Here is a 12,497-nt window from a genome sequence, read left to right on the forward strand (position 1 = left end):
CCGGAGTACGGGGCCTTATTGTTCGTGCGGCGCTTTGTAGGTCTTGGCCTGGTCGGCTTCGAAGAGCGGTTGCACGTACTTCGTGCCGCCTGCGGCGGACGCGTCCGGCTGGGCCACGTACACCTGGCGGGTCGGGGGAGCGCCGGCCTTGGTGAAGTCCAGTGCGGCGACCAGGTCACCGGTGTCGGCGGAGGTGGTCTCCTGCATCGCCTTGTGGATGCCGTCGCGGGTCAGATCCTTGTTGTCACAGGCCTTCCGCAACACCGTTCCCCAAACTTCGCCGACCGCATAGCCGTACGGAACGCCAGCGTTGGGTGCTTCCTTGTAGCCGGCGGCCTGGTACTTCTGGGCGATCTCGCGCGCCTTGGGGATCCCCGCGGAGTACGGCACGGTGCTCGCCACGACGTAGAGCTTGTTCAGCGCGTTCGCGGCCGGGCTCTTGTGCAGGACGGGATCGAAGCCGGGGTTGTTGACCAGGACCGGCACGTTCAGCCCGAGCGCCTTGTTGGCGGCTGCCGCCGAACCGGTCTGCTTCGGGGTGGTGGTCAGCAGGATCGCTTTCACCCCCTTGCCCTTGAGGCCGGTGACCACGTTGGTCAGGTCCGTGTCGGTGGAGGTGATCTTGACGTCGGTCAACTTCAGCTTGTGCTGCTCCGCGTAGTACTTCGAACCGCGCAGGCCGTTCGCGCCGTACTCGCCGTCGACGTAGATGTGCCCGACCGCGTCACCGTCGGCGAGCAGGCCCTGCTCGTGCAGGTAGCTGAGGCCGTCGATCATCTCGACGTCGTAGGTGGTGCCGACGATCATCACGTACGGGTTGTTGAGCAGCTCCGACGACCACGAGGCGGGGGTGGTGGTCACCTTGTCCGCCTGGATGTTCTTGCCCAGCGCGGCCATGATCGGCGAGCCGGTCAGCTGCACGAAACCGAGCACCTTCGGCTCGAGTTGCGGGTAGAGCGTCTTGGCCGTGTCCGCCTTGTAGCCGTGGTCGACGATCTCCAGTTTCACCTGCCGCCCGCACACTCCGCCGGCCGCGTTGAGGTCCTTGGCCCACAACTCGTTCCCGTACGTGATCGCGGTGGAGAGGCTCTTGAACGGGCCGGACTGGTCCGCCATCACCCCGAGAGTGATCTGCTTGTCGGTCACGCCGACGCCGGTCTGGAGACCGTCGGCCGAGCTGGTGTTCGCCTCGGCGCCGCCCTTCGTACTGCATGCGGTGATTGCCAACGGCATCACCAGTGCCATGGCCAAAGCTCGGGCCAGCGGACCTTTCATGATCTCAACTCCCTGATTCTGCGGCCGATCGCGGCCAGACCGCCGGGTTCGAAAAGGACGACGAGCACGATTGCGGCGCCGTACACGAATGAGCTGACCAGTACCGGCGTGACCGAGCCGGTGAACCAGCCGAGGTTGGTGGAGTACAGGGTCAGGACCTGGGGGAGGCCGAAGACGACCAGCGCGCCGATCACCGCGCCGGTGACGGACCCGAGGCCACCGATGATGACCATCGCCAGGAAGGCGATCGAGGTGTTGATGCCGTAGGTGCCGTACTCGCTCTCGTCCGGCTTGAGAATGTCGAACCAGAGCACGATCATCACGCCGGCCAGCCCCGCATACCCCGAGGAGACGGCGAACACGCTCGCCTTGGTCCGCCGTACGTCGACACCCATGGCGGCGGCCGCGGCCTCGTTGTCGCGGACCGCGCGCCACGAGCGACCGACCCTGGACCGGACCGCGCCACGAGCCAGCCAGTACGAGAGTGCCAGCAGCGCGAGGAACAGGTACCAGAGCCGCTCGGTACCGCGGATCGGGACACCCGCGATCACCAGCTCACCCTCGTTGGAGAAGGGGAAGCCGAACAGTTCGAACGTCGCCGGAGCCCGCCCGGTGGAGGTACCGCCGGTGAGCGTCTCGGCCTCCTGCCCCAGGTACAGGCCCAGGAACACCAGCGAGAGCGAGGCCACGCCCAGATAGATCCCGCGGACCCGGCCCGCCACCGGCGCGAAGGCCATCCCGGCCAGCGCGCTGATCGCGACCGCGCCGACCAGCGACAACAGCGGATCGAGCCCCAGCCCGACCAGGCCTTCTTCGTCTCCGGACAGCACCGTGTACGACGTCGCGCCCACCAGCAGGAAGAATCCGTGCGCGAGGGACAACTGCCCTGCCTGGCCGGAGAGCAGCGTCAACCCGATCGCGCCGACCGCGCCGATCATCATGTACTGCCCGGCCTTGAGCCATTGTGCGTCGAGATAGAGCGGCAGTGCGAGCGCGACGAGGACGATCACCAGCCACGGAAGCCACGAGAGTCTTCTAGACACGGGTGGTCTCCCTGGTGCCGAACAACCCAGCAGGCCGTGCGATCAGGACCACCAGCATCACGAGGAAGATCGCGCTCTTGGCGAAGGCGAACGAGATGTAGTGCGTGGACAGGGCGTCCACCAGGCCGACGGTGATCCCACCGACGATCGCGCCCACGGTGGAGTCGAGCCCACCGATGATCGCGGCCGGGAAGGCGGCCAGCGCGATGGAGTGCGTACCCCGGGACAACCCCGCGCCGGAGAAGTCCTGCGTGGCGATGAACAACACCGCGATCCCGGCCAGCAGTCCCGCCATCAACCACACAGTCGCGGTGACCCGCGAGCTGCGGATCCCTACCAGCGCTGCCGCTTCGCGGTTCTCGGCCTGCGCCCGCATGGCGATACCCCAGTTGGTGTAGCGCAGGGCGAAGAAGAAGGCAGTGATCAAAACAGTCGCGACCAGCAGTGCCACCAGATGCGTGCGGAACAAGGTGACTCCGCCGAGTTGGATCGGCTTCGCGTCCCAGGCATCACCGATGAACGGCACCGTGACTCCCAGCCGCCGGACGATCTCTTCGGTGATGATCACGTCGATCCCGATGGTCAACAGCGCGAGACTGAAGGGATCGGCGTGCCGGGATCGTGCCAGCAGCAACCTTTCCACCGCCAGCGCCAGTACTCCGGCCGTGAGGATCCCGAGGAATGCTCCGCCGGCCCAGCCGATGGTGTCCTTGGTGACCAGGACGATGTAGCCGCCGAAGAGAACGATGGAGCCGTGAGCGAAGTTGACCACCTCGGTCGCCTTGAAGATCACCACGAACCCCAGAGCCAGCAGGGCGAACACGGCACCCTTACCCAGCCCGTTGAGCATCAGTTGCAGAAAGGTCGTCATGCGCTAACTCCGAGGTAGGCCTTGATCACGTCTGCGTTCGTCTGGACTTCGGTCGGGGTGCCGTCGGCGATCACCCGGCCGAAGTCCAGCACCGTGACCTGGTCGGCGATGCCCATCACCAGGTCCATGTCGTGTTCGACCAGCAGGATGGCGATGCCGAGGTCGGTCCGGATCTGGCCGATCGTTCCGGCCAGGTCGGCGGTCTCCTCGGTGTTCATCCCGGCCGCCGGCTCGTCGAGCAAGAGCAGTGACGGCTCGACAGCGAGGGCTCTGGCGATGTCGACCCTCTTGGCGACTCCGTACGGCAAGGCGCCGAGCGGCTGGTCGACCATTGCGGTGATGCCGAGGAAGTCGCAGATCTCCTTGGCCCGGGTAGCGTGGCGTTGTTCTTCCCGGCGGGTCAAGCGCAGCCCGCAGGCGATGAAGCCACCCTTGGTGAGTGCATGCCGGCCGAGCAGGACGTTGTCGAGGACGGTGGAATGCTGGGACAGCGCGGTGTTCTGGAACGCCCGTCCGATCCCGAGCCGCGCGACCTGGTGCGGCCGGAGCTGCAGCAGGTTCTTGTCGCCCAGCCTGACCGCGCCGGACGTCGGCCGGTAGAGACCGCTGATGACATTGAAACAGCTGGACTTCCCGGCACCGTTCGGCCCGATCAGAGCATGCAGCGAACCTGGCGCGACGCTGAAGGACACGTTGTCGAGCGCGAGCAGTCCGCCGAATCGCAGGGTGACGTTCTCGAGGACCAACTCGCTCATCAAGACCACCTGGCGAGCGATCGACGTTCCTGCGCCGGAGCTCCGAGGTAGTGCTGGTGCACGCTGTCCGCGACCTCGGCTGCCGGGCCGGACATCGCGACCGATCCGACGTTGAGCACGACCGCCTGGTCAGCCACCTCCAGCGCCATCGCGGCGTTCTGCTCGACCAGTACTACGGCGGTGCCCTGCGCGTGGATCTCCCGGATCGTCTCGCCGATCCGCTCCACCAGCTTGGGCGCGAGTCCCAACGAAGGCTCGTCCAGTAGCAGCAGTTTCGGCCCGGCCATCAGCGCGCGGCCGATGGCGAGCATCTGCTGCTCTCCACCGGACAGTAGACCGGCCTTCTGGCTCGCACGCTCGGCGAGCAAGGGGAACAAGGCATTCACGCGGTCCTGGGCGGCTGTCCGGTCGGCGGCCGACCGGACGGAGATCCCACCGGCGCGAAGGTTTTCGGCCACGGTCATCCGGGCGAAGATCTGCCGACCCTCCGGCACGCCGACGACGCCATGACGGACGACGTCCGCGGGGTCAAGGCGGTCGAGTCGGGTCCCGCTGTAGTGGACGGTACCGTCGGTCACCAGGCCGCGGTGCAGTCCGAGCGTGCCCGAGATGGCACGCAGCAGGGTGGATTTCCCGGCACCGTTGGCGCCGAGGATTGCGAGTACACCGTCGTCGGCGACGTCGAGATCCACGCCGTGCAGCGCGGTCATCGAGCGGCCGTAGCGCACCCGCAGCTTCCGGATGGTGAGCACTGACAGGCCTCCGCTTCTCCGGCCCCTTGGCCGTGGCGGACAGTCTGCGAAGAATCCCTGCCGGCCCCACACCCCCATGTGGAGAGGTTGCCTATAACAACCCGGCCTCACTTGCCTTGACGATCGCCTCGACCCGGTTGCGTGCGCCCAGTTTGTGCAGGGCGGACTGGAGATAGGTCTTGACGGTGTTGCGGGTCAGGCCGGTGGATTCGGCGATCTCCGGGTTCGTCCGCCCTTGCGCGGCGTACCGGATGACCTCGTACTCGCGGCGGGTCAATCCGCTGCGTGCCAAGGCATCTGAGCGCTTGGTGTGGTGCGGCACGATCCTCGGGTCGACCACGTGCTCGCCCCGTAGTACCTGCCGCAAGGCCGCTGTCAGGTCTGTCCCGGCGACGTCCTTGACCAAGGCCGCGTCGGCCCCGGCATCGAGCGAGGCGGTGATGCCGTGATGGTCGGCGTGGGCAGTGAACACCACGATCTTGCAGGCAGGGTGGACCTTGCGCAGTTCACCGATGACCTCGGGCGCCAGCATGTCGGGCAGCCGAAGATCCAGCAGCACAAGGTCTGGACGCAGTTGGGTGATGCGCTCGATCGCGGCCCGCCCGGACTCGGCGGATCCGATGATGGTCAACGCCGGATCCGACCGCAACAGCAGGGTCACCCCGTCGCGGACGACCGGATGATCGTCCACCACGAAGACGGAGGAAATCATCCTGGCAGCCAGCAGCGCAGGGTGCAGCCGCCGTCCTCGTCACGGACGAGACTCACGTGCCCGCCCAGCCGTACGGCGCGCTCAGCCAGCGTCCGTACGCCGAGGCCGCTGCTCGGACTGCCCGTCACCTCAGTGCTGCTGTCGTCGGCGACGACCAGATGAACTCCACCGTCGTCGGAGGGCCCCAGACTGACGATCACCGACTGCGGATTGCCGTGCTTCTCCACGTTCAGCAGGCCTTCGCGGACCACGGCGACCAGCAGTGCGGTGCGTTCGGCGTCCAATGGTGCAACGGTGGCCAGCTGAACGAACCGGGCCGGTACGCCGGTGCGCGCCTCGAACGAGCGGGCATACTCGGCGATCTCGACCGGGAGAGCACGCTCCGGGGTGGTGTCGGTCATCACGAGCAGAGACTCCCGCAGCGCGGCCGAGGCGGCGGAGACGTCGGACTCCAGCCTGCGCAGCCGGTCCACCAGAGTGGGGTTGTCCTGAACGGACTGATGGAGATCACGGACCTGTACGCCGATCAGGAACAGCAACGCGCCGACCGAGTCGTGCAGGGCGCTCTGCACCCGCTGCCGTTCGGCGGCGACCGCGTCGGCCTTGCACGCCTCGGCCGCGTCGGCGATCCGGAGGGCGGTCGAGGCCTGCTCGGCGACGTCGTGCATCTTGCCGACGGCGAAGTCGCCGAACGAGGTCGCGTTGCGCATGGCGGCGTAGGCGATGGCGATGGTCCGGCCGCTCCGGCCGACGACCGGGACGGCCAGCATCGCGCCGATGCCCTCGTGACGGACCTGGGCGTCGAAGTGGTGGGTGATCGCCGGCGAGCCGATGTAGTCACTGACCCGAACGGCCCTGCCCTGCGCGAGGACCCGGCCACCGATGCCCTGACCGACCGGGACGACGAGGTTCTGCAGCTGGTCGGTCCGGGTTCCGGACATCCAGCGCACTACGGCCTGGTCCGGTGCCTCCAGATCGGCCACGAAGCCCGAGTCGGCCCCGACCTCGACGCGGATCAGGCGTGCGGTGCCCTGCAACGCCACCACGCGGTCCATCACCGTGAGCAGGCCGTCGCGCTCACGCAGCAGCTCGTCGAGCGCGCTGAGCCGCTCGGCCACTTGGTTGGCGGCACGCTCGGTACTCACCTGGTGACCCTCGCATATCGGTTGGAGGGACGGTATCTCCATCTGGAGAGGATTGTGCGCTCGGACGGCACTGCCTAAGGTACGTGAAAATGAGGTCAAATTCACTTCGGTTCGCGATGGTGGCGACTTTGCTGGTGGCCGTGGCGTCGCCCGCTTCGGCGGCGGTGACGGTGCGCCACGACCCGGTGTCCATCACTGTGGTCTCGAACACCAGACCGGAGTTCGTCAGCGGCGGCGACGTCCTGGTCAGGGTCAGCCGGTCCGCGACGGTCCGGCTCAACGGGCGCGATGTCACCTCGAGCTTCGCCGTCCAGCCGGACCGGACCTTGCTCGGCCTGGTCAGTGGCCTGCGGACCGGGCGCAACGAGGTGACCGCGGGGGATGCGTCGTTGCGGGTGACCTCCTACCCGCCGTCCGGCCCGGTGTTCTCCGGGCGACAGCAGGTCCCCTTCTACTGTGAGACAACGGCGTTCGGGCTCGCGCCGGCGACCCAGCCGTTGTGCGAGGCCCGTTGCGGACGTAGCAGAACTGGAACCGCAAGCTCGTTTACACCTTCGGCGGCGGGTGCAACGCCGGCTACCACCAGGGCAACCAGACGGGCAACGTCGTCAACGACTTGTTCCTGTCCCAGGGGTATGCGGTCGCGTCGTCCACTCTGAACGTTCCGGAGACGAACTGCAGCATCGTCATCTCGGGTGAGGCCGCGATGATGGTCAAGGAACACTTCATCGAGACCTACGGGCCGTTGCGGTACACGATCGGCTGGGGCGGCTCCGGCGGCAGCATCAGTCAGCACGACATCGCCGACGGTTACCCGGGGATCCTCGACGGCCTCATTCCCGGGGTGTCCTATCCGGACATGCTCACGCCGTTCACCTCCGCGGCCGACTGCAGTGCGCTGAACAGGTACTTCGCGACGAGTTCGCTCACCGAGGCGCAGAAGACCGCGATCAGCGGCTACGTCAGCAGCAGTCCTTGTATCTCCTGGCAGGCCGGGTTCCTCCCCAAGATGACTCCGACCGGCAGCTGCAACCGGGCGCCGGGCGCGCCGATACCTCCTTCGGCGCTGTGGGATCCGGTCACGAACCCCACCGGCATCAAGTGCATGGCCGCCGAGCAATGGGTCAATCAGCTGGGACGCGACCCGCGGACCGGGCTGGTCCGTAGTACTCGTGACAACGTCGGTGTCCAGTACGGACTCCAGGCGCTGCGGTCCGGGGTGATCTCGGCTGCTCAGTTCGCTGACCTCAACGCGAAGGTCGGGGGCGTGAACGAGGTGGGCACGCTGGTCGACCAGCGGGTCGTGGCCGACCCGTTGGCGCTGAGCATCGCCTACCGCGACAATCTCTGGGCCAGCGGGGGACTGGGGCTCCGTTCGACACCGATCATCGACCAGCGCACGTACGCCGACCGGGGTGGCTTCGGCGTCGACATCCATACAGCGGAGATGTCGTTCGTCACTCGCGACCGGTTGCTGAAGGCCAACGGGACGGCGGCCAACCAGGACGTGGGGATGTCCAAGCTCAAGTGTGCCCTCAAGCCTCTGGACCTCAACCGCTACGGAGTGGCGTTCTCGGCAGCGGACAAGGCGAAGCTTCGTCAGACCTTCCCGGGCGGGGTTTGCGACTACAGCCGGCCCGGAATCGGCCAGCAGCCGGCATCAGGGACGTGGATCGACTACACGCGCTAGGCGGTCAGTTGGTGATCCCGCCGTAAATGAAGTTGGTGAGTGTGCTCAGGTTCCCGTTGGAGCTGCCTTCGCCCAACTGCAAGGTGGTGTAGCAGTGGTTCTCCAGCAGGCTCACCACCTGCTGGGCCAAGGCGGTGGATTCGGAGACCGGCTTGCCGAGGTGGGCCCGTAGCTCCTTGATATGGGCGCGCCAGAGGGCGACATCTCCAGCCCGGATCCGCAGCCGGATCTCGGCGAACTCCGGGTCGGACACGGCGGCGTCGTAGATCGCGACCATCTCGGGCAGGTACTCGCGATAGGACCGCCAGTAGGCCTGAACATGCTCGCGGACGTCCTTCTCGGTCGTCATGGTGTGGCTGTGGCCGGACGCGCGGGCGACGCGGTCGTGCCGTGCCTGGAGGAACTCGTCGGCGAGTGCCTTGAGCACGGCGGCCTTGGAGGGGAAGTAGCGGTAGATCCCGCCGGTCGCGCGGCCGGCCTCCGAGGTGATGTCGACGATCTTCGTGGTCGCGTAGCCCTGTCTGGCGAAGACCCGGCGTGCCGCCGCCTTGAACTCCTCGACAGTCCGGTCCGACTTCGAGGTGGTCACGGGCTCGCCTCCAGCGCAGGTGAAAGTGATGTCACTTTCAACCCTAGATCATGGCCGGGTCGACGCCGTACTGACGAACTCGTCGATCGCCGCCGCGAGCTGCGCGGGCTGGTCGAGGGGGATGAGGGTGTAGCTGTCCGGTACTTCGACCAGTCGTCCCTGCGGTAGTAGTTCGGCCAGCCTGGCTCCGTGCTTCGGTGGCATCACGCGGTCGCCCTGGGCCCACACGACGAGCCCCGGCCCGGGAAAGGCCGTGATGCCCTCCGAGGCCTCGATCAGCAGCGAACGTCCCGGCGCAAGAGCTCGCAACAGCCGTACCGCGTCGCGACGGATCTCGGGTTGGGTCAGCACCGGCTCGAGCCACTTGGCGACGGTGCGGTCTCCGCGTTTGGTGAGCCAGCCGAACGAAATCGGCATTCGGCGAAGGGGCTTGAGCCGGAGTTGCTGCATGAAGGCGCCGAACAAGGCCGGAGGCAGTTTGCCCGTCAGGAACAGCGTCTTGCCGGTGGCGCCGGGCGGGAAGTTGTCGAAGGCTTCGCAGGAGGCCAGGACGATCCGCGAGACGCGCGGATTCCCTTTCAGGATGACCATCTGGACCAGAGCTCCGCCGGTGTCGTTGCCCACCAGGGTCACGTCCTGAAGGCTCAGTCGATCGAGAAATTCGGCGACGAGACCGGCTAGACCACCCAGCGACAGATCGGCGGTGTCGGTGACCGGATGGCGGTGAGCACCCAACGGCAGCGTGGGCACGATGCAGCGATAGGCGCCGCCGAAGTTCTGGACCACGTCGGACCACAGGGTGTGGTCCATCAGCAGTCCGTGCAGCAGCACGACCACTGGGCCGTCGCCGCCGCTGTCCTCGTAGTCGATGGTCCCCGCTGACAAGTCGATGGTGTTGGTGGTCATGGGTGATCCCCCTCGGGCTAGGTGCCGGCCCGCGCCACCAAGTGAACCACGAGGTTCACTTCAGGTCCAGGGTCCGAGCCTCCTCGGCCTCGATGGCGCGCAGCAGGGCGCGGAAGGCCGGTGCGTTGTCCAGGGGCGTCTGCCGGGCCCGCGCGTCCAGGAGGAGTCCGCGGAACACCGCGAGCATGAGCTCGGCGACCTCCTCCTTGCGTTCCTCCGACCAAGCGGGTGGGCACATCTGCAGGAGTGCCGCGTGGTACTGATGGCCGGAGTCGCGACCCAGATGTCCATAGCGCTCCGGGTCGTAGAGCACCAGGCCCATGGCCTGGGTGATCACCCAGAGGTTCGCCTCGGCCTTGACCAGCTTCGGCCAGGTCATTCGCAACCGGTCGGCCAGCGACAAGCTGGCCGGCATTTTCGCGAGAGCCCTCAGTCCCTCCGCGCGCCGTTCTCGCAGCTGGTGAACAGCCTGTGCCAGCAGGTCATCCGGCCCGTCGAAGTAGTAGAGCAGCACCTTGTGAGTCGTGCCGGCTGCCGTTGCCGCGCGGCGTAGCGAGAAGCCGACGAGCCCGTTGACGGCCACATCGGCCGTCACCTTCTCCAGCAGGTCCCGACGACGGGCCTCGCCTCGTTTGGACCCCGTCCACCGCGCGTAGGTCGACGATGGCGGACGCCCTGCGTCAGCCGGCTCTTCGGTCGGTCCAATCCCTGCGGCCACAGCCGCATCCTATGACCGCGGGCAGCATTGAGCGGGTTCCTGGCGTACGCCGCTTTGCGCGGCTACCCTGCCTCCACCGGCCCTAGAGTCGGGTTCAGGGAAGGTAACCCTTACCCTGGTCGGACTGACCGAAGCTGGTGTGATGCCTGTGGGGGGTGGGGAAAATCGTCGTCATAGGTCGTAAAGGGCGGGGGCGCCGTCGGAGGCCGTTCTCGGTCGAGGCGCGATTGGCCGAGCATGTCGACCGGCTGGCCGAGGAACATCCACCGATCCCGGTGGACAGCGCCGACTACTCGATGGCGCGCCCGGAACTGCTCGCCGAGACATTCGGCCCGGTCCTCACGTACATGTCGCGGGTCGAGTTGGAAGTCGAGCGGAACGTGCTCGAACTGAACATCCTGCTGCCGGATCCGCCGCCCGTGGACAAGCACTTCTACGCCGATGTCTGGCTTCCACAGGAGACGCATCACGGGCTCCTGCTGGATCGCCTGCAGTCGCTGGCCGGCTTGCCGCCGGCGGACCCGGACCTCACCAAGGTGAAGTTCAGCTATCGGCTCCTCGGCTCGCTCGGGCGATGGAGCGCCGTCCAAGACGTCAGCCGGATGCTGTACTACCTCACCGGCGTGGCGACGGAGCAGTCGGCGATCCTTGCCTACAACAAGCTTCACGACGGTTTGCTGGAGCTCGGTGAGCGGGCCGTTGCCTCGACCATCATCGCGCCGATCCGTCGCCAGGAGCCGGGCCACTTCGCCTACTACAAGATCGCCGCTCAGGGTCTGTGGGCCGAGATGGCACCTTGGCAGAAGTGGTTGGTCAGGACGCTCCGGCGCCATACCTTCGAACCGGTCGGCGCGTACACCAAGCGGCAGTGGGCGGAGTTCGGTGCAGTCATGCACCACCTTGGCATCACGACCGAAGGCGGGGGCGGGCTGAGCCGGTACGCCCAGCAGATCGGGCGACTCGAACGAGACCTGCTCTGGGCCCGAAAGCAGGGCCTGCGCGTGCCTGCCTACGTCATCGACTCCCTCAAGTCCGCCGCCAAACTCGCCGCAGCCGACCGCGTACGGCGTTAGGGGTGGGTGGAGCGGTAGCGCGCGGCCTTGGCCTGGTTGCCGCAGGTTTGCATGCTGCACCAGCGGCGGCGCCGGCCGCGGGAGGTGTCGAGGAAGAACCAGCCGCAACGGTCGCACGTTCGTACCGGCCGGGCGTGCGGGCTCAGTGCGAGTCTGATTCCTTGGATGGCAAGGGCTGAGCACGCGCCCTTCGCGGTGAGCGGAGTAGCGGATCCGTCGGCGGCCACTGCCACGCCTCCGTCGAGATGGTGTCGCGCCACCCCGAAGAGTCCGGCCAGGGCCTCGGTGGGCAAGGCCCGACCGTCCTTCTGTTCGTCGAGGATCCTCCACAGGAGTCCGCGTAGTTCACGCGCCTCGTCCAAGGTGGAGTCGTCGAGATCGACGGACGACAGCAGGCCGGCGTGGTCGAGCCAGCCCGCCAGTGCGTCGGTGCTGTCGAGGAGGTCGCGGCCGAGGTCCGGCGTACGGCGGTAGACCGTGTTGGCGAAGTCGAGAGCGAGGTCGCCGGCGATGAAGTGGTCATCGTTCCAAGGTGCGGTGGTGCTCACAAGCGCATCGTGGTGCGATCGAGCACGTCGCCGACGAAGGTGACGAGCAGCTCGGTGACTTCCGCGGCATGGGTCTCCAACAGCATGTGTCCGCCGTTGTAGACGTGGAAATCGACGGCGTCCAGGTCCTGGTGATACGCCATCACCTCGGCGATGTCGAAGAAGGTGTCATGCCGGCCCCAGAGCACCAGGCACGGCGGCTGGTGTTCCTTGTGGTAGGCAACGATGTCCCCGAACCGGGCGATGTGGTTGCGATAGTCGCAGAAGAGCTGGAAGTGGACGTCGAGGTTGCCGGGGCGCGACAGCCGCTCCCAATCGAGATGCCACGACTCACGTGGGTGCAGGTCCCGCAGTTCCTGCGGCAGACCGCTGAGGTACGTATCGCGCGTCCCGGGGAAGTTGAGCCACTCCGGCAGACCG

At 67.0% G+C, this 12,497-nt stretch carries 14 protein-coding genes and 2 pseudogenes; 4 read left to right on the forward strand and 12 right to left on the reverse strand.

Annotation, left to right across the window (positions count from 1 at the left end; translation table 11 throughout):
* Positions 1-15 precede the first annotated feature (15 nt).
* The 7 genes from VFG33_RS34330 to VFG33_RS34360 form a co-directional block, all read right to left on the reverse strand.
* On the reverse strand, positions 16-1,275 hold the full coding sequence (locus VFG33_RS34330) for an ABC transporter substrate-binding protein (protein WP_325057178.1): 1,260 nt from the start codon (positions 1,273-1,275) through the stop codon (positions 16-18).
* Positions 1,272-2,318, reverse strand: a complete 1,047-nt coding sequence (locus VFG33_RS34335; protein WP_325057180.1) for a branched-chain amino acid ABC transporter permease — start codon at positions 2,316-2,318, stop codon at positions 1,272-1,274. The genes VFG33_RS34330 and VFG33_RS34335 overlap by 4 nt, the downstream gene beginning before the upstream one ends.
* Positions 2,311-3,189 (reverse strand): branched-chain amino acid ABC transporter permease, encoded by an 879-nt coding sequence (locus VFG33_RS34340; RefSeq protein WP_325057182.1) that lies wholly within the window; start codon positions 3,187-3,189, stop codon positions 2,311-2,313. Before VFG33_RS34340 ends, VFG33_RS34335 begins: the two co-directional genes overlap by 8 nt.
* Positions 3,186-3,944 carry an ABC transporter ATP-binding protein gene (locus VFG33_RS34345; RefSeq protein WP_325057183.1) on the reverse strand — a complete coding sequence of 253 codons (759 nt, stop codon included), beginning with the start codon at positions 3,942-3,944 and terminating at the stop codon, positions 3,186-3,188. The genes VFG33_RS34340 and VFG33_RS34345 overlap by 4 nt, the downstream gene beginning before the upstream one ends.
* Entirely contained in the window at positions 3,944-4,696 is a 753-nt protein-coding gene (locus tag VFG33_RS34350) for an ATP-binding cassette domain-containing protein (RefSeq protein WP_325057184.1), read from the reverse strand. The genes VFG33_RS34345 and VFG33_RS34350 overlap by 1 nt, the downstream gene beginning before the upstream one ends.
* A 91-nt stretch (positions 4,697-4,787) precedes the next feature.
* Complete coding sequence (locus VFG33_RS34355; protein WP_325057185.1) at positions 4,788-5,408, reverse strand: response regulator; 621 nt, start codon at positions 5,406-5,408, stop codon at positions 4,788-4,790.
* Positions 5,405-6,553 (reverse strand): GAF domain-containing sensor histidine kinase, encoded by a 1,149-nt coding sequence (locus VFG33_RS34360; protein ID WP_325057186.1) that lies wholly within the window; start codon positions 6,551-6,553, stop codon positions 5,405-5,407. Before VFG33_RS34360 ends, VFG33_RS34355 begins: the two co-directional genes overlap by 4 nt.
* A 116-nt stretch (positions 6,554-6,669) precedes the next feature.
* Between VFG33_RS34360 and VFG33_RS41335 the strand changes: the two are divergent.
* The 3 genes and pseudogenes from VFG33_RS41335 to VFG33_RS34370 all read left to right on the forward strand — a co-directional run.
* Positions 6,670-7,053, forward strand: a pseudogene (locus tag VFG33_RS41335) (DUF6351 family protein); the annotation flags it as partial.
* Between the two features lie 38 nt (positions 7,054-7,091).
* A pseudogene (locus VFG33_RS34365) lies at positions 7,092-8,048 on the forward strand (DUF6351 family protein); the annotation flags it as partial.
* 18 nt (positions 8,049-8,066) lie between these two features.
* Complete coding sequence (locus tag VFG33_RS34370; protein ID WP_325057193.1) at positions 8,067-8,243, forward strand: DUF6351 family protein; 177 nt, start codon at positions 8,067-8,069, stop codon at positions 8,241-8,243.
* Between the two features lie 4 nt (positions 8,244-8,247).
* Here the strand turns inward: VFG33_RS34370 and VFG33_RS34375 are convergent, their stop codons facing one another.
* From VFG33_RS34375 to VFG33_RS34385, 3 genes are read right to left on the reverse strand one after another with little or no spacing between them, the layout of a single operon-like run.
* Entirely contained in the window at positions 8,248-8,832 is a 585-nt protein-coding gene (locus tag VFG33_RS34375; RefSeq protein WP_325057187.1) for a TetR/AcrR family transcriptional regulator, read from the reverse strand.
* A 48-nt stretch (positions 8,833-8,880) separates the two neighbouring features.
* The gene (locus tag VFG33_RS34380; protein WP_325057188.1) at positions 8,881-9,738 is read right to left on the reverse strand and encodes an alpha/beta fold hydrolase; all 858 of its coding nucleotides are present in this window, start codon (positions 9,736-9,738) and stop codon (positions 8,881-8,883) included.
* A gap of 55 nt (positions 9,739-9,793) precedes the next feature.
* Positions 9,794-10,456 (reverse strand): TetR/AcrR family transcriptional regulator, encoded by a 663-nt coding sequence (locus VFG33_RS34385; protein WP_325057189.1) that lies wholly within the window; start codon positions 10,454-10,456, stop codon positions 9,794-9,796.
* Between the two features lie 227 nt (positions 10,457-10,683).
* On the opposite strand from VFG33_RS34385, the gene VFG33_RS34390 reads away from it, so the two are divergent.
* Complete coding sequence (locus VFG33_RS34390) at positions 10,684-11,529, forward strand: GTP-binding protein LepA (protein ID WP_325057190.1); 846 nt, start codon at positions 10,684-10,686, stop codon at positions 11,527-11,529.
* On the opposite strand, the gene VFG33_RS34395 is transcribed toward VFG33_RS34390, so the two are convergent.
* Together VFG33_RS34395 and VFG33_RS34400 are read right to left on the reverse strand one after the other, a co-directional pair.
* The gene (locus VFG33_RS34395; protein ID WP_325057191.1) at positions 11,526-12,077 is read right to left on the reverse strand and encodes a CGNR zinc finger domain-containing protein; all 552 of its coding nucleotides are present in this window, start codon (positions 12,075-12,077) and stop codon (positions 11,526-11,528) included. The genes VFG33_RS34390 and VFG33_RS34395 overlap by 4 nt on opposite strands.
* On the reverse strand, positions 12,074-12,497 hold a 424-nt coding region (locus tag VFG33_RS34400), incomplete at its 5' end, for an alpha/beta fold hydrolase (protein WP_325057192.1). The genes VFG33_RS34400 and VFG33_RS34395, both read right to left, overlap by 4 nt.

It is taken from the genome of Kribbella sp., from assembly GCF_035687465.1.
Classification (GTDB): Bacteria; Actinomycetota; Actinomycetes; order Propionibacteriales; family Kribbellaceae; genus Kribbella.